General features: G+C 61.6%; 19 protein-coding genes. 10 read left to right on the top strand and 9 right to left on the bottom strand.

The genetic code is table 11. From position 1 onward, the window contains the following. The first annotated feature begins 96 nt into the window (after positions 1-96). Entirely contained in the window at positions 97-912 is an 816-nt protein-coding gene (gene dapB / locus CHC01_RS05235) for a 4-hydroxy-tetrahydrodipicolinate reductase (RefSeq protein ID WP_089263057.1), read from the top strand. A gap of 22 nt (positions 913-934) precedes the next feature. Beyond that, positions 935-1,558: a 2,3-bisphosphoglycerate-dependent phosphoglycerate mutase gene (locus CHC01_RS05230; RefSeq protein WP_089263055.1), complete on the top strand. Its 624-nt coding sequence runs from the start codon at positions 935-937 to the stop codon at positions 1,556-1,558. A 26-nt stretch (positions 1,559-1,584) separates the two neighbouring features. Here the strand turns inward: CHC01_RS05230 and CHC01_RS05225 are convergent, their stop codons facing one another. Next, positions 1,585-2,376 (bottom strand): alpha/beta fold hydrolase, encoded by a 792-nt coding sequence (locus tag CHC01_RS05225; protein ID WP_089263053.1) that lies wholly within the window; start codon positions 2,374-2,376, stop codon positions 1,585-1,587. A 171-nt stretch (positions 2,377-2,547) separates the two neighbouring features. Between CHC01_RS05225 and CHC01_RS05220 the strand changes: the two genes are divergently transcribed. The 3 genes from CHC01_RS05220 to CHC01_RS05210 all read left to right on the top strand — a co-directional run bounded on the left by CHC01_RS05220 (position 2,548) and on the right by CHC01_RS05210 (position 6,168). Next, positions 2,548-3,198: a GntR family transcriptional regulator gene (locus CHC01_RS05220; protein ID WP_089263051.1), complete on the top strand. Its 651-nt coding sequence runs from the start codon at positions 2,548-2,550 to the stop codon at positions 3,196-3,198. Then, entirely contained in the window at positions 3,195-4,724 is a 1,530-nt protein-coding gene (locus CHC01_RS05215) for an aldehyde dehydrogenase (RefSeq protein ID WP_089263049.1), read from the top strand. Before CHC01_RS05220 ends, CHC01_RS05215 begins: the two co-directional genes overlap by 4 nt. A gap of 76 nt (positions 4,725-4,800) precedes the next feature. After that, positions 4,801-6,168 (top strand): MFS transporter, encoded by a 1,368-nt coding sequence (locus CHC01_RS05210; RefSeq protein ID WP_089263047.1) that lies wholly within the window; start codon positions 4,801-4,803, stop codon positions 6,166-6,168. A gap of 47 nt (positions 6,169-6,215) precedes the next feature. On the opposite strand, the gene CHC01_RS05205 is transcribed toward CHC01_RS05210, so the two are convergent. After that, entirely contained in the window at positions 6,216-7,097 is an 882-nt protein-coding gene (locus tag CHC01_RS05205) for a methylated-DNA--[protein]-cysteine S-methyltransferase (RefSeq protein ID WP_414716825.1), read from the bottom strand. Positions 7,098-7,178: 81 nt separating this feature from the next. Continuing rightward, positions 7,179-7,697 (bottom strand): DUF2244 domain-containing protein, encoded by a 519-nt coding sequence (locus CHC01_RS05200; RefSeq protein ID WP_089263045.1) that lies wholly within the window; start codon positions 7,695-7,697, stop codon positions 7,179-7,181. A gap of 22 nt (positions 7,698-7,719) precedes the next feature. Between CHC01_RS05200 and nth the strand changes: the two genes are divergently transcribed. Next, positions 7,720-8,496: an endonuclease III gene (gene nth, locus CHC01_RS05195; protein ID WP_089263043.1), complete on the top strand. Its 777-nt coding sequence runs from the start codon at positions 7,720-7,722 to the stop codon at positions 8,494-8,496. On the opposite strand, the gene CHC01_RS05190 is transcribed toward nth, so the two are convergent. After that, the gene (locus CHC01_RS05190) at positions 8,493-9,245 is read right to left on the bottom strand and encodes a sulfate transporter family protein (RefSeq protein ID WP_089263041.1); all 753 of its coding nucleotides are present in this window, start codon (positions 9,243-9,245) and stop codon (positions 8,493-8,495) included. The genes nth and CHC01_RS05190 overlap by 4 nt on opposite strands. A gap of 140 nt (positions 9,246-9,385) precedes the next feature. Between CHC01_RS05190 and CHC01_RS05185 the strand changes: the two genes are divergently transcribed. Genes CHC01_RS05185 through CHC01_RS05175 form a run of 3 tightly spaced genes read left to right on the top strand, consistent with a single transcriptional unit; the run spans position 9,386 to position 12,564 of the window. Continuing rightward, the gene (locus CHC01_RS05185) at positions 9,386-10,768 is read left to right on the top strand and encodes an ABC transporter substrate-binding protein (protein WP_089263039.1); all 1,383 of its coding nucleotides are present in this window, start codon (positions 9,386-9,388) and stop codon (positions 10,766-10,768) included. Positions 10,769-10,820: 52 nt separating this feature from the next. Then, positions 10,821-11,699 (top strand): carbohydrate ABC transporter permease, encoded by an 879-nt coding sequence (locus CHC01_RS05180; protein WP_089263663.1) that lies wholly within the window; start codon positions 10,821-10,823, stop codon positions 11,697-11,699. 13 nt (positions 11,700-11,712) lie between these two features. Continuing rightward, on the top strand, positions 11,713-12,564 hold the full coding sequence (locus tag CHC01_RS05175) for a carbohydrate ABC transporter permease (protein WP_089263037.1): 852 nt from the start codon (positions 11,713-11,715) through the stop codon (positions 12,562-12,564). Between the two features lie 9 nt (positions 12,565-12,573). Here the strand turns inward: CHC01_RS05175 and CHC01_RS05170 are convergent, their stop codons facing one another. Next, a complete protein-coding gene (locus tag CHC01_RS05170; RefSeq protein ID WP_089263035.1) occupies positions 12,574-13,461 on the bottom strand; it encodes a YiiX/YebB-like N1pC/P60 family cysteine hydrolase in 888 nt (295 codons plus the stop codon). Between the two features lie 194 nt (positions 13,462-13,655). Between CHC01_RS05170 and CHC01_RS05165 the strand changes: the two genes are divergently transcribed. Next, positions 13,656-15,059, top strand: coding sequence for a flavin monoamine oxidase family protein (locus tag CHC01_RS05165; protein WP_089263032.1), 1,404 nt, complete (start codon positions 13,656-13,658; stop codon positions 15,057-15,059). Between the two features lie 25 nt (positions 15,060-15,084). On the opposite strand, the gene CHC01_RS05160 is transcribed toward CHC01_RS05165, so the two are convergent. From CHC01_RS05160 to pheS, 4 genes are all read right to left on the bottom strand, one after another. Continuing rightward, complete coding sequence (locus CHC01_RS05160) at positions 15,085-16,032, bottom strand: MBL fold metallo-hydrolase (RefSeq protein ID WP_089263030.1); 948 nt, start codon at positions 16,030-16,032, stop codon at positions 15,085-15,087. A 73-nt stretch (positions 16,033-16,105) separates the two neighbouring features. Next, positions 16,106-16,873, bottom strand: coding sequence for a sulfite exporter TauE/SafE family protein (locus CHC01_RS05155; RefSeq protein WP_244558212.1), 768 nt, complete (start codon positions 16,871-16,873; stop codon positions 16,106-16,108). After that, positions 16,870-19,275, bottom strand: a complete 2,406-nt coding sequence (gene pheT, locus CHC01_RS05150; RefSeq protein WP_089263026.1) for a phenylalanine--tRNA ligase subunit beta — start codon at positions 19,273-19,275, stop codon at positions 16,870-16,872. The genes CHC01_RS05155 and pheT overlap by 4 nt, the downstream gene beginning before the upstream one ends. Continuing rightward, positions 19,272-20,354 carry a phenylalanine--tRNA ligase subunit alpha gene (gene pheS / locus CHC01_RS05145; protein ID WP_089263024.1) on the bottom strand — a complete coding sequence of 361 codons (1,083 nt, stop codon included), beginning with the start codon at positions 20,352-20,354 and terminating at the stop codon, positions 19,272-19,274. The genes pheT and pheS overlap by 4 nt, the downstream gene beginning before the upstream one ends. Positions 20,355-20,541 lie beyond the last annotated feature (187 nt).

Genomic DNA, 20,541 nt, shown 5'->3' with positions numbered 1-20,541 from the left:
TGATCTGATTGGTATCTAAGGACTTTAGGTACCGTGGGCGTGTTGCCGCCGTGGCAACGCGCCGCTATACCGCCTTGAGATACTGAGGATCGTTCAATGTCCGATATGAGACTGATCGTTGCTGGCGCCGGCGGCCGAATGGGCCGCGCGCTGATCCGCACCATCTCCGAAACCCCCGGCGCTGTCGTTTCCGGTGCGCTCGAGGCGCCCGGCTCGGAGCTGCTCGGACAGGATGCCGGCGTGCTCGCCGGCCTGCCCGAGAACGGCGTCAAACTCTCGGCCGACCTCTGGACGCTGTCGAAGGATGCCGATGGTATCCTTGATTTCACGGTGCCTGCGGCGACCATCGCCAATGTTGCGATCGCAGCCCAGCGCGGCCTCGTTCACGTGATCGGCACCACCGGCCTGTCGTCGTCGGACAACGCGGTGATCAAGAGCGTGACCGGTCAGGCCATCGTCGTGCAGTCGGGCAATATGAGCCTCGGCGTCAATCTGCTCGCCGCGCTGGTGAAGCGCGTTGCGCAGTCGCTCGATGACGGCTTCGACATCGAAGTGCTGGAGATGCATCACAAGGCCAAGATCGACGCGCCCTCGGGCACGGCTTTCATGCTGGGTCAGGCTGCTGCCGAGGGTCGCAAGATTCCGCTCGAGCAACATTCGGCGCGTGGCCGCGACGGGCTCACCGGCGCGCGCAAAACCGGCGATATCGGCTTTGCCTCGTTGCGCGGCGGTACTGTCGCTGGCGATCATACGGTGATCTTCGCCGGTCCCCATGAACGCATCGAGCTGTCGCACAAGGCCGAGGATCGCATGATCTTCGCCCATGGTGCGCTGAAGGCGGCGATGTGGGCGCATGGAAAAAAGCCAGGTTTGTACTCGATGGCTGACGTGCTCGGCCTTGGTGAAATGTAAGAAGAACGAAACGGAATTCTCGATGAACGAACGTCTTCTCGTCCTCGTCCGTCATGGACAGAGCGAATGGAATCTGAAGAACCTTTTCACCGGCTGGAAAGATCCTGATCTCACCGAGAAGGGCGTCGCAGAGGCCAAGGAAGCCGGCCGCAAGCTGAAGGCGCAGGGTCTGACCTTCGATGTCGCGTTCACCTCGGCGCTGACCCGCGCGCAGCACACGCTCAATCTCGCACTGGAAGAGATGGGCCAGACCGGCCTGCCGATCACGAAACATCTGGCGTTGAACGAGCGCGATTACGGTGATCTCTCCGGCCTCAATAAGGACGACGCCCGCGCCAAATGGGGCGAGGAGCAGGTCCATGTCTGGCGTCGTTCCTATGACGTGCCGCCGCCCGGTGGCGAGAGCCTAAAGGATACGCTGGCGCGCACGCTGCCGTATTTCGTGCAGGAAATCCTGCCCTGCGTGCTGCGCGGCGAACGCACGCTGGTAGCGGCCCACGGCAATTCGCTGCGTGCCCTGATCATGGTGCTGGAGAAGCTGACGCCGGAAGGCATTCTCGCCCGCGAACTCGCAACCGGCGTGCCGGTGATCTATCGGCTCAATGCCGATGCGACGGTGGCGTCGAAACTCGATCTGGCGGGTTGATCGACGCGCTCGGTTGCGTGGCGCGGCTAGCGCGCCATCGCAGCCGACACGAAATCCGAGATCGCATCGAGAAAGACGTCCGGCTTCTGCAATTGCGGGACATGCGCGCAGCCCGGAAGCACGATCAGCCGTGCATCAAGTAGTCCGGCAGTAAGCTCTCTGGACATCGGTGGTGGCGTCGCTTCATCGTGCTCGCCGACCAGCACCAGCACTGGCACTTTGACGGTCCCGATCTCAGGGCGCAGGTCCAGCGTCGCCAGGGACTCGCAGGCACTCTGAAACACGCCGGGATCCGTGCGCAAAAAGGCCTCGCGGCGATCGCGCATCAGCTCCGGGTTCTGTTCCTGAAATTCAGCGGCGAACAAGCGTCGCATCGCGACATCGGTAATCGCCGGCAATCCCTTGGTCGATGCTGCCGTCGCCATGTTGCGGAACGCCTCGCGGCCAGGTTCGGAAAACGCTGCGCCGCAATCGGAGAGAACCAGACGGCCTGCAATGCCGGGATGGCGGATCGCCATCTGCAAGGCAACGAAACCGCCATAGCCGTTACCGAGCACGATCGTGTCCGCGCCGTCGCCGCAGTCCCTGACGGCCTCCGCCACGCGGTCCGCTACGGCCGCCAGTCCGCCGCTTACGGCGTCTGATCCCCCAAAACCCGGCAATTCGGGAACGATGACACGGTGGGTCTTGGCCAGCGACGGCACGATGCTGTCGAAGCTTGCCCGGTCAGACAGCAGCGAGTGAAGCAGCACGATGGCCGGTCCTTCGCCGAATTGCGCTGCATTGACGGTGCCGTTTGCCAAGCGCCGATCTGCCATTTTTGCCTCTCTCGTCAAAAGCTTGCAGCCCGCAGCCTGGTCGGCTGTCGCATCCGCCTGTCCTGTTGTGTCCCGGACCGGAGCCTAAAAGCAAGTCCTCGATCGCGCAAATCTGACTTGACGTGATATTTCACGAGATGCATCTTTGTCGGAGAATCAGAGGAAATATCCGTGCTTCTTCGAGATAATGTCTACAACAGCCTCAGGTCTGATATCCTGATGTGTCGCTTTTTGCCAGGCGATGATATGCGGGAGCAGGAGCTGGCGGAGCGCTATGCGGTCAGCCGCCAGCCCGTACGTGAGGCTTTGCTGCGGCTCGAGCGCGAGCATCTCGTGACGGTGCAGCCGCGCCAGGGTTATCGGGTCAATCCGATCTCGATCTCGGACGCCCGGGACCTGTTGCGGTTTCGCTATGCGGTCGAGCCGGCCTGTGTGTCGGAAGCGATCGAGCACGCCTCGGACAACATCCTGCGCGGATTGGACCAATACAGGTCGTTCGACGGCTCGGCGAAAGATTTCATCGATTATAACCGCGCCTTCCACATCGCGCTGGCACAGGCGTCCGGCAACCGGCGCATGGCGTCGGCCGCGCGCGATCTGATCGAACAGGCCGACCGGCTGGTGCGTATCAGCATCGCCAACGTCAAGGGCCGCGATCACATGCAGCTCGTGGGCGAGCACGTCAGCCTGATCGACGCCATGCAGCGCCGCGACCAGCGCGGCGCTGCGCGCATCATCAAGGCTCACATCGAGAAAACAGAAAAGCGCGTGCTGCCTGCCTTGGCGCGTAACGCGATCATCGTCGAAGGGAGAGATCTATGAACATTCCAACAAAAACAGGCTCCATCGATGTCGAGATCCACGGCAATTTCGTCGATGGCCGCGAAATCGAAGCCGGCAACGGCGAGATGATCGATGTGCGCAACCCGGCCACGGGCGACGTCATCGCACGAATTCCCAATTCGACCGCAGCCGATATCGATCATGCCATGAAGAGCGCGCGTGCGGCGTTCGAAGGGCGCGCCTGGGGTGGCATGGATACACGTGCCCGTGCGCGCCTGATCAATAAGCTCGCCGATGCGTTCGAGGCCAACCTAGACACGCTGTATCGGCTGGAAACGTTGAACAACGGCCGTCCAGTCAACGAGACACGTGCGCAGCTCTCGCGCCTCCCGGACTTCTTCCGCTACTTCGCGGGCGTCGCCCTGGCGCGGCGCGATTCCGTCATTCCGGTTGAAGGCGCGTATCTCAACTATACGCTGCGCACGCCGATCGGGATCGTGGCGAACTGTACGCCGTTCAATCATCCGCTGATGATCCTGTGCAAGTCGCTGGCTGCCGTTCTGGCCACCGGTTGCGTGACGGTCGTGAAGCCCTCGGAATACACGCCCCTGACCACGCTGAAGCTCGCGCAGATCTTCACCGAAGCCGGCCTGCCGCCGGGTGTGTTCAATATCGTGCTGGGCTACGGCCCAAGTGCCGGCAAGATGTTGTCCGAACACCCTGACATCAACAAGCTGGTGCTGACCGGCGGCACCGAAGCCGGGCGCATCGCCGGATCATCCGCGGCGAAAGTGTTCGCGCATCAGACCATGGAGCTCGGCGGCAAGACGCCTGTCATGGTGTTCGACGATTTCGATGTCGATCAGGCAGTGAACTACGCTGCCTTCGGTGCCTTCATCGGTGCCGGCCAGACTTGCGTCTGCGCTTCCAGGCATATCGTGCAGGCCTCGATCTACGACGAGTTCGTAGCGAAGCTACAGGCCAAGACGAAGTCTATCCGTATCGGCGATCCGTTCGATCCCAACACGCAGCTCGGCCCGGTGATCTCGGCGCGCCAGCGTGACCGCGTGCTTTCCTATGCGCGTTTCGGTCACGAAGACGGTGCCCGGCTGGTTGCTGGTGGCGTTGCGGCAAAGGTTGCCGGTCACGAAAACGGGTTCTTCGTGGAGCCGACGGTGTTCGCCGATGTTCGGTCGGACATGCGCATCTTCCAGGAAGAGGTGTTCGGCCCGTTCACCTCTGTCACGCCGTTCAAGGACGAGGCCGATGCGTTGCGTCTGGCCAATGATTCCCCGTTCGGACTTGCAGCGGCGATCCGCACCCGTGACGTCGCGCGCGCACATCGCGTGGCCGGCCGCGTCAAGGCGGGTATCGTCTGGATCAACGATCATCATCGCCTCGATCCTGCATCGCCCTGGGGCGGCGTGGACGACAGTGGCATCGGCCGTGAATGCGGCACCGAAAGCTTCGATGATCACTTCAACACCAAGAGCGTGATGGTGGCGACGGGCGATGGCCCGTTCGACTGGTATCGCGACACGGCGGGGCAGAAGCGACTGAACTAGAGCAAAGCGATCGCCAACAGATCCCCCACAGAGGGACGGCGCTAATCGATATGGAAACAAACAGGGAGAGACGACGATGCCGACATCAGTAAATGCGGGCGGCCGGTTGGACCGGCTGCCGATCGGACCGTTCCACTACCGCATCATGACGTTGATCGGGATTGGAATGTTCTTCGATGGCTTTGACATCTATATCGCAGGAACAGTGCTCGGCGTAACGCTCAAGAGCGGCTTCTCGACGCTCGCGGAGAATGCGCTGTTCATTTCGGCGACGTTCTTCGGAATGATGCTCGGCTCGTTCGGCACCGGCTTTCTCGGCGATCGCTACGGCCGTCGCTTCTCCTATCAGTTCAATCTGTTGCTGTTCGGCGTGGCATCGCTTGCGGCGGCATTCGCACCAAACATGACCATCCTGATCCTGTGCCGCTTCGTGATGGGTCTCGGCCTCGGTGCCGAAAACGTGGTCGGCTACTCGACGATGACCGAGTTCGTTCCCGCGCGTTCGCGCGGCAAGTATCTGGGGCTGATGGCCGTCTGCGTCGTCAGTGGCTTGCCAGTGGCACTACTGGTGGCCTCGTTCGTGGTGCCGATGTTCGGATGGCGCGCCATGTTCGTGCTCGGCGGCATCGGTGCGCTGGTGGTCTGGTACATGCGCAAGAACCTGCCGGAGTCGCCGCGCTGGCTCGAGGCCGTCGGCCGCCGCGAGGAGGCAGAGGCGCTCATGCAGAAGATCGAGAGTGAGGCCGCCCAAGGCAAGCCGCTGCCGCCGGTGACCACGGTCCCGACCGTGCAGGCGTCCGGCCAGCTGTCGTCGCTATTCGCGCCCCCACTGCTGTCGCGTATGATCGTCGGTTCGATCTGCCTGATCACCATCAACACATTGCTGTATGGCTTCGTGACCTGGCTGCCGGTGTTCTTCATCAAACAGGGATTGAGTGTCGCCACGTCGTTCAGTTACTCGCTGCTGATGGCGCTGGGTGCTCCGGTCGGCTCGGCCATCGGCGCGCTGACGGCCGACCGTTGGGGCCGCAAGCCGACCATTATCGGTTCGTCGCTGATCGCGGTGGTGTTGGGCATCATCTATCCGATGATTTCCGATCCGCTTCTGCTGCCAGCGGTCGGTTTCGCGCTCACGATCCCGATCTATGTGCTGGTTGCGTTGCTGTTCGGCATCTATATCCCCGAACTGTTCCCCACCGAAGTGCGCTTGCGGGCGTCGGGGATCGTCAACACGCTGGGGCGCGGCGCAACCATCGTGACGCCGTTCTTGGTGGTGACCCTGTTCGAGGCGCGCGGCGTTGCGGGCGTAATGGCGCTGATGATCGGATTGCTGGTGCTGCAGATCATCACGGTGTGGGCGTTCGGCATTGAGCCACGGAACCGCAGCCTTGAAGAAATGAAGACCGACGAATCCTCAGCGCCCGTGCTGAAGGAAGCGTCTTAGTCGTTCGTTCAGTCCAATGGGCCGCAGGAAACTGCGGCCCATTGCTGCTAATTCGCTCCCACCTGTCCGGCTTCCCAGCCGATCATGGCCTGTTTACGGGTGATGCCCCAATGATAACCCGTCAGCGCGCCGGATTTACCGAGCGCGCGATGGCACGGCACCACGAAGGAAATCGGGTTCTTGCCCACGGCCGCGCCGACGGCGCGTGAGGCCTTCGGGTTGTCGATCTTGCAGGCGATATCCGAATAGCTGACCGCACGACCCATCGGGATCTTCAGCAGCGTTTCCCAGACGCGGACTTCGAAATCCGTCCCGATCAACACCACCCGCAGCGGCTGGTCCGGGCGCCACAGCTTGCTGTCGAAGATGCGCTGCGCCAGTCCGGCCGTGCCGGGAGTGTCCTCAATCAATGTGGCCGCCGGCCAGCGCCGGCTCATGTCGGCGAAAGCGCGCTGTTCGTCGCCCGGATCGGAGAAAGCGAGACCCGCAAGGCCGCGGTCGCTGGCGATCACGATCGCGGTGCCGAACGGTGAGGGATGGAAGCCGTAGCGCAACTCCATGCCGGCGCCGCCGGTTTTCCATTCTCCGGGTGACATCGCTTCATGGGTTACGAAGAGATCGTGCAGCCGGCCCGGGCCGGAAAGGCCTGAGTCGAGCGCGGCGTCGAGGACGCTGGCGGAATCGCGCAGCAGGTGCTTGGCGTGGTCGAGCGTCAGCGCCTGCATGAACGCTTTCGGTGTCAGTCCCGCCCAGCGGCGGAACAGGTGATGCAACTCGTCCGGCGTCACGCTCGCGGCATCCGCCACGGCCTCGATGTTCGGCTGGTCCCGCCACTGCGAGTGCATGAAGCCGATGGCACGGCGTACGGAATCGTAATCGCGCAGGGCCGCGTCGCGCTGGCCCGGCTTGATCGGGCGATGCTCAGTCATCGCTAGGTCTCTGGCAAGATTCATCATGATATCGATGTAGGCCTGCCCCGACGCGCAAACCACCCGTTTCCCGATGGATCATCAGTTCACCGGATTATAGGTCGGGCCGCGTTTGGCGGCCTGGAGCGCTTCCATCAAGGCTTTGATGAAGCTCGCCTTTTCCTCCGCGCCGAGGAACCGTGCGATCGACACCCGACGGCCGCGCGACACCAGAAAAAGCTGCTCGATGCCGAATTCGGCGTGGCACACCTGATCGATCTGCACCCAGAGTGGATTGAATGCCCATTCCACGACGTCGCCTGATGGGCTGACCCGGCGCACACGGATTTCCGACGGCGTGACCGTGATCTCTTCGGTGGCCCTGGCGCGTCTGTCGTAGACCTTGAAGGCGATATAAATCGCCAGCAGGTCGAGGCCGAAAAAGCCGAGCACCGGCCAGGCGCCCATCAGCAGGAAGGCCATCCCCGCGCCGAACGAGACCATGCTGATGAAACCCATGAGCACGAGGAAGCCCTTGCGACCCAGCGCGTGATGCGGACGCAGCAGCGCGCTGAACAGCATCGGTTCCTGCGAGACGTCAAAGTCGTTGCCTGATGTCATGGTCCCTCAGTATATCCCTTTGATGCCGAAAATCACCCGCAAGCTCGCCGCCAGCGCAAAGTCCAGTCCTGCAAAGAAGGTTGTAGCGAAAGCGGTAAAGGCGCCTGCGAAGAAGGTCGCCAAGCCGAAGCCCATCAAGCTGAAACCCATCAAGTTGAAGCCTTGGACCAAAGCCCAGGTCCATGAAGCCTTCTCGCGCTTCCGCAAGGCCAATCCCGAGCCCAAGGGCGAGCTCGAACATCTCAATCCCTACACATTGCTGGTTGCAGTGGTGTTGTCCGCGCAGGCGACTGACGCCGGCGTCAACAAGGCAACGCGCGCGCTGTTTCCCATCGCCGATACGCCGCAAAAGATGATCGATCTCGGCGAAGAGGCGGTGCGGGACTATATCAAGACCATCGGCCTCTATCGCACCAAGGCGAAGAACGTTATCGCGCTCTCGGAAAAGCTGATCCGCGAATTCGGCGGCGTCGTGCCGCGCACCCGCACCGAAATCGAGTCGTTACCGGGGGCGGGGCGCAAGACCGCCAATGTCGTGCTCAACATGGCGTTTGGCGAGCACACGATGGCTGTGGACACCCATGTCTTCCGCGTCGGCAATCGCACCAACATGGCGCCGGGCAAGAACGTGCTTGACGTGGAGCTGGAGCTGGAGCGCGTGATCCCCGACGAGTTCATGCTGCATGCTCATCATTGGCTGATCCTGCACGGCCGCTATACGTGTCTCGCGCGCAAGCCGCGCTGCGAGGTGTGTCTGATCAACGATCTATGCCAGTGGCCGGAGAAGACCGTGGTCTAGGCGACGGGCATCTTCGTCACGCGACCTGGCCCGATCAGCTCCGGTCGTGGTCCGCTCAACCGCTTGTGCATATGGACCATGAAGGTCATGCCGAACAGCGGCGTGGCCAGGTTGACGATCGGGATCGAGACGAAGGCTGCGATGAATAGCCCGGCGGTGAACACCGTCGCCGCATGCTGCTTGCGCATCGCCTTGGCGTCCGCTGGCGAGCGGAACCGCATGGCAGCCAGCTCGAAATATTCGCGGCCGAGCAGCCAGGCTGTGGCGATGAAGAAGACAACGAAACCAATACCGGCGAAGAATACGAAGGGCAGCGCGATCAGATAGACCGCGATGGTCAGCAGCGCGGTCTTGCCGCCTTCGGTGATAGCGAGCCCGAACGGCAATGCGACGCCGACCCGCTCCGCGGGATAGTGCTCGCGCTCGACGATATCGGCAACATCATCGACGAACACGCTGGCGACCAGTGACGTGATCGCCGGCATCAGAAAGATTGCGCCGACGACGACGCCGAGACCGGCGGCAATCGACAAGATCCAGGACAGCACATTGATCATCATGTGGTAGTCCGACCCGATCGTGCTTTCGGCCCAGACGCCGCCCGAAGTGGCAGCCCAGTTCAACAACCGCTGCATGCCGATTGCCAGGACAGTGATTAAAACCAGGGCAAGTCCGATCGACTTCCACAGGATGCTGCGCATCGGTGGTGAAAGAATTTGCGATAGCGCCTTGGCGGCAGCGACAAGCATCCGATTTTCTCCTTGCAATCACGAAGACGTAACCCTTGCGAAGTTGTCAGACAAGTGCAGCGCAGCATCGACTTCTTCACTGGACGGATAAATAGAAAGAGGTAGTCTCAAGAAAAACAATCATCAGGGAGGACGACGTCTTGATCACCAAGGGTACCCGTGCGCTTGTTTTCGCCACTGCCGCTTCCGGCTTGTTTCTGACCGCAGCGCCCGCCTTCGCGCAGCAAAGCATCACCGTCTGGTTCAGCAAGGGGTTTTATAAGTCTGAAGATGAATCGCTGCTGGCGGCGATCAAGAAGTTCGAAGACAAAACCAAGATCAAGGTCGAACTCTCGCAATATGCCATTCAGGACATGATCCCGAAGACCGTGGCCGCATTGGATTCCGGCACGCCGCCAGATGTCGCTTATGCCGACACCTACGATGTGCAGGCATCCGGCAAATGGGCCTTCGAAGGCAAGCTGGAAGATATCACCGACATCCTAAAGCCGATGATGGATAAATTTGCGCCGAACACGGTCGAGACGGCCTATCTGATGAACGGTCAGACCAAGAAGAAGGCGTATTACGGCTTTCCGCTGAAGCAGCAGTCGATGCATGTGGAGATCTGGAGCGATCTGCTCGAGCAGGCCGGCTACAAGATCAGTGATATTCCCAAGGACTGGAAGGGTTATTGGTCGTTCTGGTGCGACAAGGTCCAGCCGGCCTATCGCAAGGCGTCAGGCAGCCGTGCCTATGGTGTCGGCCAGCCGATGGGCGTGGAGTCCACGGACTCGCTGCAGTCATTCTACACCTTCATGGATGCCTATAACGTCAAGCTGGTGGACGACGATGGCAAGCTTCTGGTGGACGACCCCAAGGTCAAGGAAGGCCTGATCGGCGCACTCAGGGACTATACCGACACCTATATCAAGGGCTGTACGCCGCCATCCTCGACAACGTGGAAGGACCCCGACAACAATGTCGCCTTCCACAACAAGAGCATCATCATGACCCACAACTTCACGATTTCGATCGCGGCGAAGTGGTTTGAGGATTCGCAGAACCAGACGCTGACGCCGGAGCAACGCGCGGCCGGCAAGAAGGCCTATGAGGAAACCATCGTCACTGCATCGTTCCCGCTGAAGCCGGACGGCACGCCGATCAAGTATCGCTCCGACGTGAAGACGGGGATGATCTTCTCGCAGTCGAAGAACAAGGCGGGCGCCAAGGAGTTCGTCAAGTTCCTGATGGAAGAAGAAAACCTGGGCCCCTATGTCGAGGGCGCGCTCGGTCGCTGGTTCCCGGTGACCAAGGCTGGACAGGCAAGCCCGTTCTGGCAGGCCGACAAGCATCGCAAGGCGGTCTACACCCAGTTCACGGGAGGCACCTCGTCGTTCGATTTCGTAAAGAACTACAAGTTCACGATCCTCAATAACGAGAACGTCTGGGCCAAGGCGATGAACCGCGTGGTCAGCGAGAAGGTACCGGTCGAGAAGGCCGTCGATGAGTTGATCGCCCGCATCAAGGAAATCGCGGGTTAGTCCGAGACAAAGCCGGCCGCCCTCGCGGCCGGCTTTTGCAATGGTGTACAGCATGGCCACGATCACCTATCCCGCTCCCGCCGATACGCTGCCACGCCGGCCATGGTCGGCCCGCCTGACGACGCCGCAGGTCTGGGGCGTCGTGATGATCGCGCCCTATCTGCTCGTGTTCGCCGCCTTCGTGGTCTATCCGATCGGTTATGGCTTGTGGCTGGCGCGGCACCCGGCGAGTTACGTCGCGCTCTATAACGATCCGGTATTCGCGCGCGCCGTCGTCAACACGCTGATCTTCCTGATTATCGGCATCAATGTGAAGATGCTGATCGCTCTGTTTCTGTCCGGCTTCTTCGTGCAGTCACGGACATGGATACGCTGGCTGTCGGTACTGTTCATCCTGCCTTGGGCGGTGCCGTCGATCCCGACCATCCTGTCGGTGCGCTTCATGTTCAATCCCGAATGGGGCGTGATCAATAATCTGATCTTCAAGTTTACTGGCGAGGATGGGCCCAACTGGCTGAACGATCCCGCTATCGGCCTGACGCTGGCGATCATGGTCCACATCTGGAAGTCGCTGCCGTTCTGGACGCTGATCCTGATGACAGGACGTCTGGCAATCTCGACGGACATGTTCGAGGCCGCCGATGTGGACGGCGCCAGCTGGTGGCAGAAATTCCGCTTCATCACCTGGCCATCGATGCAGACGCTGTATCTCACCTGCACGCTGCTTTCGATGATCTGGACGCTCGGCGACTTCAACAGCGTCTATCTGTTGACGGGAGGCGGGCCAGCGGATCTCACTCATGTTCTGTCTACATTGGGGATTCGCTATCTCCGCCTCGATCAGCTCGACATGTCGATGGCATCCATCGTTTGCGCGATGCCGCTTGTGCTGCCGCTGGTCTATTTCATGATGAAACGGCTCTCTCGATGAAGAGGTTCACCCGATGAGAGTGCCAACGCTACGAGAGGTCGGCACCGAAGCGCGACTGTTGTTGATTGGCATTCCCGTGCTGATCTGGACGCTGATTCCCATCTATCACATGTTCCTGTTCGCGATCTCGCCGAAGCAGGATGCATTCGCGGGCAAGTTGTGGCCCGACCATCCGACGCTGAACAATTTCAGAATCGTGTTCAATCAGCAGCACTATTTCCTGCGCGATTTCTGGGCGCAGTTCCTGAACTCGGTCGTCATCGCGGTGGCGGTCGGTGCGCTGACGCTGGTGATTGCGACATCGGCGGCCTTTGCGATCAGTCGCCTGCGCGTCCGCGGCGGCCGAACGGTGATGAACATGGCGCTGTTCACCTATTTCATTCCCGCCGCATTCCTCGCTGTGCCAATGTATCGCACCATGGGCAATTACGGCCTGCTCAACAATCACTGGTCGTTGATCCTGGCGATGGTGACCATTGCTTCGCCCTATGCGATCTGGGTGCTCAAGCAGGCGTCCGACAAGCTGCCGTTCGAGCTCGACGAAGCCGCCATCATGGATGGCGCGACGCCGCTGCAACTGTTTCGGATGGTCTATGTGCCGCTGATGTTGCCATCGCTGGTCGCGATCGGGACCTATGCGCTGCTGCTCGCCTGGAACGAATATCTCTACGCCTTTCTGCTGCTGTCCAAGGATACCGAGATCACGCTACCCGTCGCGCTCGGCAACTTCCTGGCCGCTGATGACTCACCCTGGGAATTGCTGATGACCACGGGCTTTATTTACGCGCTACCACCAGCCGCAGTGTATTACGCCTTCCGGCGCTACATGGTCGGCGGACTCACAGCGGGCGCGGTCAAGTCGTGAAGTGGCGGATCAGGCGATTAGCCTGATCCGAGGCCTGCTCACGTCTTCGTCAGCCACTTCCGCTTCCGTGTCAGTCGTCTCAGGAATGAGCGGCGGCGTGCCGAAGACGTCCGGAAATGGATCGAAAGTGCCCGCCACCTCCCGGAGCGGCTTTTGTTTGTCGGCCCAATGCAACGCCGTGTAGTCGAATCCGAGTTCAATGGTCGGCTTCACCACTTCGAAATAGGGCGAGATATCGAAATCCCTGGGCATATACAGCGATGAATCGCGGATGTGCAGAATCTCGCGACGGGCCTGGCGGCTACCGGCGCGGGTGATTTTCGGCAGAATCGGATAGCGCACGGCATCGAAAGCCTGCGCGATCAATGCCGAGCAGATGATCTTGGTGGGATCGCCGGAGCCGAAAGCGATCATGCGCCGCCGCCAGCGCTGCGGTATTGGCAGCGGGATCAGGAAGCGCATCAGGTCGAGAATGTTCTTGGTGTCGTAACCAAAGCCAATCCGGTTGATGGCGTAGCGACACACAGTGGTGCGGTCCTCGTAAGACAGACCGACCGGGCGGCACAGGCGGGTGTGGAACGGATAATATTTCGACAGCGGTGCCGAGGTGACACCTTCGCCGATATTGGCCTCGATCAGCACATGCGGCTCGCCGTTCGGCTCTGCAGCACCATCGATTGGGCCGACATAGAGCGCGGCATGCGACCAGGTCGATTGCGTGAGATATTTGATGATGCCGGAGACGCGGTTGTTGCCTTCGACCAGCAGCACGTCACCTTCCTCGATGATACCGCGCAGGCGTTCGGGGTCGCTCGGCGTGAAAGGCTCGTAGCCGGGCAGCTCCTTCTGCAGATATTTCGCGATCAGTTTCCCGACCGTATCGAGCATGAGGCCCATGATCGTGACTCCCCCAGCGCGGTTCATGTCGACCGCTTTCCCTGGCTCCATCATGGTCGAGAGCCATTGCAATTTGGTTCATGCCCGCGCGGCGCTGGTGACAATTCATTCACCACGACGGTTGCCGCACACCCTCGAATACGGCAAGGTTCGCGAGACGTTCTCATGCATCATAAAATTTCGGAAACCATGTCATGACGATTTCACGCCGAGATTTCCTGTCGGCGTCCGCAGCATTGACACTTGTGCCGCTGTTCGGCGCAAGGACATTGGCCGCGTCGCTGCCGCGGGATGCTGACATTGTCGTGATTGGCGCGGGCGCTGCGGGCATCGCTGCGGCGCGTCGTATCCAGGCGGCCAATCGCAAGGTGATCGTGGTCGAGGCCTCCAGCCGGATTGGCGGACGGTGCATGACAGACGCGACAAGTTTCGACGCCCCGTTCGATCGCGGCGCGCGCTGGCTGCACACGCCGGAAACCAACGCAGTGGTGAAGCTTGCCCGGCCGGTGGGAATTGATGTCGCGCCATCGCCGCCGAGCCAGAAGCTGCGTATCGGCCGTCGCAATGCCCGCGCCGGCGAGACCGAGGAATTGCTCGCTGCGGTCGTGCGGGCCAATCGCGCCATCGACGAAGCAGCGCGCCGTGCCGACATCTCCTGCGCCGCGGCGCTGCCGAAGGACCTCGGGGACTGGGCGGGCACGATCGATTTTGTGCTCGGGGCCTATGCGACCGGCAAGGACCTCAAGGATCTCTCGACGCTGGATCTTTCGCGCGCGCAGGATCGCGCCATCGATGTCGCTACGCGCCAGGGACTCGGCGCGTTGATGGGCAAACTCGGCGAGGCCGTCCCGGTGGCGCTGTCGACCCCTGCGACGCGCGTGACCTGGAGCGGACGCGACATCGGCGTTGAGACGGCGTCAGGGCGCATTGCGGCGCGGGCGGTGATCATCACCGCATCAAGCAATGTGTTGTCGTCGGGGACAATCAAGTTCACGCCGGAACTGCCAAAGCGGCAGCTCGACGCGGCGGCAAAACTCAGCCTCGGCAGCTATGACCGTATCGCGCTACAGTTTACTGGCAATCCGCTCGGGCTGGGTCGCGATGAGCTGATGGTCGAGCAAAGCACGAGCACACGTACCGGTGCACTGTTTGCGAACATTGGCGGGTCATCGCTGTGTACCGTCGATGTCGCGGGCGCATTCGGCCGCGACCTTGCAACTCAGGGCGAGGCCGTGATGGTGGCTTTCGCCGTTGAATGGCTGACGAAGCTGTTCGGCTCCGATATCAAACCGGCGATCAAGCGTTCTGCAACGACGCGCTGGGATACGATGCCATTCGTGCTCGGAGCCATGTCGGGGGCCGCACCGGGTGGCCAGGCCTCGCGCCGCGTATTGGCTGAGCCTATGGGCAATCTGTTCCTTGCCGGCGAAGCCACGCACGAAACATTGTGGGGCACGGTCGATGGCGCATGGGAAAGCGGCGAGCGCGCAGCAGAGGCGGCGCTCAAGAAGATCGGCGCAATGAAAGAGCCGGAACCAGACAAGCCGGTGCGGACGAAGCAGCGGCGGCAGCGATCGAGCGGAGCGGGGTTGGAGTAGCCGCGACGTGAGGCTGCTATTGGCGCTACACCGGTAGCGCCAGCTGCATCAGATCTTTGGCCACGATGATCTTGCCGAAAAAATTCTTTCGCACGCCCGAGATCCAGTCCTCGTCGGTGATTTCGGGATCGTCGCCCGGCACGAAGTGGCTGAGCACCAGCACCTTCACGCCAGCCGCGGCGGCGATGCGGCCGACATCCTCGGTAGTGGTGTGGCTTTCCATCAAATGTTTTTTCAGCGTCGCGCCGTTCTTCGTCTTGATCACCAGCCGGTCAACAGCGGGCACGTAAAGTGCCTCATGCACCAGCACGTCCGCTCCCTTGGCGAACTCTGCGAGCCTCGGGTTGTAAGCGGTGTCGCTGGAGAACACGATGACGCCGTCGGGCGTCTCGAATTTGTAGGCGAAGCTGTCGACGATCGGCGGATGCGGAGTGCGAAACGCTGTCACCTTGACGTCGGCGGTCTGCAGCACCACGCCATCCTCGGTGATATCTTTGGCAACGAGCAACGGCCGCGGATCGGGGCGACCTTCATCTTCGATACGGGTATCAACGTCGAATTTGTTCAACTCCCAGTAAGTCCGGGTCATTGCCTCGATGCCCTTGGGACCAAACGAGTGGATCGGCGTCGAGAGGCCTGCGGCCCAAGCATTGTAGAACAAGTTGCCGTATTCCAGATTGTGATCGGAATGGTGGTGGCTGATGAAGATATACTTCACCGAGGGAAGCGGCACGCCGGCATTGACCAGTTGCCGGCTGACGCCCATGCCGCAATCGATCACGAGTGGCGTGTCGTTGACCACAACGAGATTGGCGGGATTGGATGCACCGACGCCGACGCGTGGGCCGCCCTTGGTGCCGAGAAATATGATCCTGGTGCGCGGTTTTGCCGGCGTCTGCGCCAGCGCGGGGCGTGCCGCGAAGACCATGGCGCCGGCAGCGGCAAACTTCAGCATGTCGCGGCGATCGATCATGGTCTTCTCCCGTTGTTCTTGAATTGGAGAGACCCTAGCGCCGCGCCGGCTGGCGCCGCAAGTCACGCAAGCGTCAGTGAAATATCCCGTCGAACAGCGGCAGGCTGATCAGCGCCGAGACGGCTATTAGGGCGTAGCAGATCTTGCGGAACAGCTCGTCGCTGGCCTTGCCGAACAGTTTCGAGCCAATCCACAGGCCGAGGCCGAACAGGGGGCCGGTGACTACCGCGAGCCCAAGGATGGCCGTGCTCCACAATCCGCCGATCGTATAGCTGATGATGATCAAGACGTCTGCGACCGCGAAATACAGGATGATATTTGCGCGGGTGACGGCAGCGACTGCGGCGTCTCGCAGCCAATACATCACTATCGGCGGGCCGCCGAGTTGCGCCAAGCCACCGAAAAAGCCGGCGACGCCGCCGACACTGACCGTCACCGGAACGGTTGGCTTACCGGGATAGCGCCAGCCGGAGATCAGTAGCGTCAGCATCGTGACGATCAGTGCGACGATGCCCCAACGAACAGTCAGCGGATCGGCCCAGGCCAAGGCCATCGTGCCGAGCGGCACGCCAATAAGTGCGCCCAGCGAAATGATGCTGACGTCGCGCCTGTCGGCTCGTCTTGCGGCGTTCGGGATCAGCGTCAGCGTGGTCGAGAAGTCGATCAGCAGCAGCAAGGGCGACGCGACCTGCGCGCCCGCCACGCTTGAGGCGAGCGGCATGAAGATCAGCGCCGAACCGAAGCCCGAAAACCCGCGGGCCAGTCCGGCGATGAAGGCGGTGACGGTGATAAAAACGAGCGACGTGGTCGAATACTGGACCAGGCCGAGTGATTCCATCATGCGCGTAACGTGCCGCCCGTCTTCTTCGTTACTTCCGCCACGATCTTCGCTGCCACCGCATCGATTTCCTGATCAGTCAGCGTCTTCTCGCGCGGCTGGATCGTGACCGCAATTGCCACCGACTTCTTGTCGTCGTCGATGCCCTTGCCTTCGTAGACGTCGAACACGGTCACATCGGTGACCAGCTTCTTGTCTACGCCGGCTGCCGCACGGACGATGTCGCCGGACCTGACCTTGCGATCGACGATGAAGGCGAAGTCGCGTGATACAGGCTGGAACGCCGAGAGCTCCAAAGTCGGTTTGGCGCGGGTCGCCTTCTGCTTGGCGTCGGGAATGCGATCGAGGATCACTTCGAACGCCATCAACGGGCCGTCGGCACCGAGTGCTTCGAGCGTGCGCGGGTGCAGCTCGCCGAAATAACCGAGGACGTTCTGCGGTCCGATCTGGATCGTACCCGAACGGCCGGGATGCAGCCAGTTCGCGCCACCGGCGACGATCTGCAGCGCCTGCATCGGTGCACCTGCGGCTGCGAGAACTGCAAAGGCATCGGCCTTGGCGTCGAGTGCGTTCGCAGCGCTGGCGCCTGACCAATGACGGCCGTTGCCAGCCGACGAGGCGAGGCCACGCCGCACGCCGGATGCAGCCATGAACTGATCCTGCGGGCGATCGCCGCGGAAGATCTGGCCGACTTCGAACAGCGCTAGGTCGGACGAACCGCGATGCGCATTGGCCTGAGCGGCTGCGATCAGTCCGGGCAAGAGGCTCGGCCGCATGTCGGAGAGGTCGGAGGCGATCGGGTTGGCCAGCGCCAGTTCCGGCGCGCCGCCGCCGAACACCTCGGCATGCGGCTTCGAGATGAACGACCATGTCACGGCCTCGACGAGGCCGCGCGCGGCCAGTCCACGCTTGGCGCGGCGGGTGCGCTGCTGGATCTGCGTCAGTACCGGCTTGCGCGGGGCATCGCCGCGCGGGAACGGCGTCATCGGCACCTTGTCGACGCCGAAGATGCGCATGACCTCTTCGACGATGTCAGCCTTGCCGGTCACGTCGCTACGCCATGACGGCACTGCAACCTTCACCACGGGGCCGCTGCCGGCCACCATGAAGCCGAGATGCGTCAGGATGCGTCGCATCTCCGGGAATGGCACGTCGATGGCGGCGAGGCGCTTCACCTCGGCAATCGGGAAGTCGATGATACGGTCGTCGCCGTAGGGCTTGCCAACGACGATGCTCTCCGACGGAGTGCCGCCGCACAGTTCCATCACCAGCTTGGTTGCCAGTTCGAGACCGGGCACCATGAAGACCGGATCGACGCCGCGCTCGAACCGATAACGCGCGTCGGAATTGATCCCGAGCCTGCGGCCGGTCTGGGCGATATTGATCTCGTTCCACAGCGCGGATTCGATCAGTACATCGGTGGTGTCTTCCGAACAGCCGGAGGCTTCGCCGCCCATGATGCCGGCGAGCGATTCCACGCCGTTGTCATCGGCGATAACGCAGGCCTTGCTGTCTAGTGTGTAGGTCTTGCCGTCGAGCGCGAGCAGCGTCTCGCCGTCACGTGCGCGGCGGACAACGATGTCACCCTTTACCTTCGACGCATCGAACACATGCAGCGGACGGGCGCGGTCGAAGGTCAGGAAGTTGGTGATGTCGACCAGTGCATTGATCGGGCGCAGGCCGATGGAGGTCAGCTTCTTCTGCAGCCACTCCGGCGATGGGCCGTTCTTGACGCCGCGCACGAGACGCAGTGCGAAGCCGGGGCACAGCTTGGCGTCTTCGACGGTGACTTTCACCGGGCAGGGGAATTCGCCCTTGATCGGCTTGATGCCGGGATTCTTGAACACGCCCATGTCGGCCGCGGCGAGATCGCGCGCAATGCCCGACACGCCGGTGCAGTCCTGACGATTGGGCGTCAGGTTGATTTCTATGACGGGATCGCCGAGTTTGGCCCAGTCGGGATAGATTGCGCCGACGGGCGCATCGGCGGGCAGTTCGATGATGCCGTCGATCGCGTCGGGGAGTCCGAGTTCGCCGGCCGAGCACAACATGCCCTGGCTTTCGACGCCGCGGATATTGCCGAGGCCGATGGTGAAATCCTTACCCGGGATAAAAGTACCAGGCCTGGCGAGGACGGTCTTCAGTCCCGCGCGCGCATTCGGCGCCCCGCAGACGATCTGCAGCAGCTTGTCATCGCCGGCATTCACGGTGCAGACGCGCAACCGATCTGCATTGGGATGTTGCACGGCTGTGACGATCTCGGCGATCGTGAACGGCTTCAGCAGCTTCGCCTTATCGTCGATATGTTCGACCTCGAGCCCGATCATGGTGAGCTTGTCGGTCAGCGTCTCGAGCGACTCGTCGGTCTCGAGATGATCCTTCAGCCAGGAGAGGGAGAATTTCACGTGCTCAGTCCTCCGGCCAGCGTCGGTACTTCAAGCGGCTTGAAGCCGTAGTGATTGAGCCAACGCACGTCGCCTTCGAACAGCTGACGCAGGTCGGCCATGCCGTATTTCAGCATCGCGATACGATCGATGCCCATGCCCCAGGCGAAGCCCTGATACACATCGGGATCGATGCCGCAGGCGCGTAGCACATTCGGATGCACCATGCCGCAGCCGAGAATCTCGAGCCAGTCTTCGCCTTCGCCGAAGCGGATCTCGTTCTTGTCGCGGCGGCACTGGATATCGACTTCCAGCGACGGCTCCGTGAACGGGAAGAACGACGGACGGAAGCGCATATTGACGTTATCGACTTCGAAGAAAGCCTTGCAGAATTCGTGCAGGATCCATTTGAGGTGCCCGAGATGCGAACCCTTGTCGATGACGAGACCTTCGACCTGATGGAACATCGGCGTGTGAGTCTGGTCAGAGTCGCTGCGATAGGTGCGGCCCGGACAGATCACGCGGATCGGCGGCTGCTGGCTCAGCATGGTGCGCACCTGAACCGGTGATGTATGCGTGCGCAGCAGCAGGCGCGAGCCGTCTTCCTTCGGATTGAAGTAGAAGGTGTCGTGCATCTCGCGGGCGGGATGGCCCTCGGGGAAATTCAGCTTGGTGAAATTGTAGTCGTCCGTCTCGATATCCGGACCTTCGGCGACGGCGAAGCCCATATCGGCGAAGATCGTCGTCAATTCGTCCCAGGTCTGGCTGAGCGGATGAATGCGGCCGAGTTCAGCGGGGCCATCGCGCAGCGGCAGCGTCACGTCGATGGTCTCGGAAGCGAGACGTGCATCGAGGGCTGCGGATTTCAACACATCGCGGCGCGCGGTCAGCGCTTGCGTGACGGTGTCCTTGGCCAGGTTGATGGCCGCGCCCTCGGTCTTGCGTTCTTCTGGCGTCATCTTGCCGAGAGTCGACAACAGCGCGGAGATCGAACCCTTCTTGCCGAGCGCGCCGACGCGCACGGCTTCCAGGGCGGCTTCGTCGGAGGCATTGGCAATATCGGCCAGAATAGTCTGTTGGAGCGTCGTCAGATCGGACATCAGCAACCTCGATGAGAGAGGCGGGCGCCTCTTGCTGTCTGCGCGTCCGACGGAAGGCCGGGCACCAGCTTCTACAGCACGGGTATCACAGGGATTAAGACGTCAATGGCCGGGACAGGAGCGCGTGAACGCTTCTGCCCGGCCATGACAATGTCGATGAATACGCGGAGTGGAGAGCTCAGGCCGC

Source organism: Tardiphaga sp. OK246 (assembly GCF_900188215.1).
Classification (GTDB): domain Bacteria; phylum Pseudomonadota; class Alphaproteobacteria; order Rhizobiales; family Xanthobacteraceae; genus Tardiphaga; species Tardiphaga robiniae.
The sequence above is the reverse complement of the archived record's forward strand: the minus strand, read 5'-3'. Positions and strand labels throughout refer to the sequence as shown.

Coding starts and splice junctions, on each gene's coding strand:
- dapB (WP_089263057.1), top strand. CDS start 97: ATGTCCGATATGAGACTGATCGTTGCTGGCGCCGGCGGCCGAATGGGC.
- CHC01_RS05230 (WP_089263055.1), top strand. CDS start 935: ATGAACGAACGTCTTCTCGTCCTCGTCCGTCATGGACAGAGCGAATGG.
- CHC01_RS05225 (WP_089263053.1), bottom strand. CDS start 2,376: ATGGCAGATCGGCGCTTGGCAAACGGCACCGTCAATGCAGCGCAATTC.
- CHC01_RS05215 (WP_089263049.1), top strand. CDS start 3,195: ATGAACATTCCAACAAAAACAGGCTCCATCGATGTCGAGATCCACGGC.
- CHC01_RS05210 (WP_089263047.1), top strand. CDS start 4,801: ATGCCGACATCAGTAAATGCGGGCGGCCGGTTGGACCGGCTGCCGATC.
- CHC01_RS05205 (WP_414716825.1), bottom strand. CDS start 7,097: ATGACTGAGCATCGCCCGATCAAGCCGGGCCAGCGCGACGCGGCCCTG.
- CHC01_RS05200 (WP_089263045.1), bottom strand. CDS start 7,697: ATGACATCAGGCAACGACTTTGACGTCTCGCAGGAACCGATGCTGTTC.
- nth (WP_089263043.1), top strand. CDS start 7,720: ATGCCGAAAATCACCCGCAAGCTCGCCGCCAGCGCAAAGTCCAGTCCT.
- CHC01_RS05190 (WP_089263041.1), bottom strand. CDS start 9,245: ATGCTTGTCGCTGCCGCCAAGGCGCTATCGCAAATTCTTTCACCACCG.
- CHC01_RS05180 (WP_089263663.1), top strand. CDS start 10,821: ATGGCCACGATCACCTATCCCGCTCCCGCCGATACGCTGCCACGCCGG.
- CHC01_RS05175 (WP_089263037.1), top strand. CDS start 11,713: ATGAGAGTGCCAACGCTACGAGAGGTCGGCACCGAAGCGCGACTGTTG.
- CHC01_RS05170 (WP_089263035.1), bottom strand. CDS start 13,461: ATGGGCCTCATGCTCGATACGGTCGGGAAACTGATCGCGAAATATCTG.
- CHC01_RS05165 (WP_089263032.1), top strand. CDS start 13,656: ATGACGATTTCACGCCGAGATTTCCTGTCGGCGTCCGCAGCATTGACA.
- CHC01_RS05160 (WP_089263030.1), bottom strand. CDS start 16,032: ATGATCGATCGCCGCGACATGCTGAAGTTTGCCGCTGCCGGCGCCATG.
- CHC01_RS05155 (WP_244558212.1), bottom strand. CDS start 16,873: ATGATGGAATCACTCGGCCTGGTCCAGTATTCGACCACGTCGCTCGTT.
- pheS (WP_089263024.1), bottom strand. CDS start 20,354: ATGTCCGATCTGACGACGCTCCAACAGACTATTCTGGCCGATATTGCC.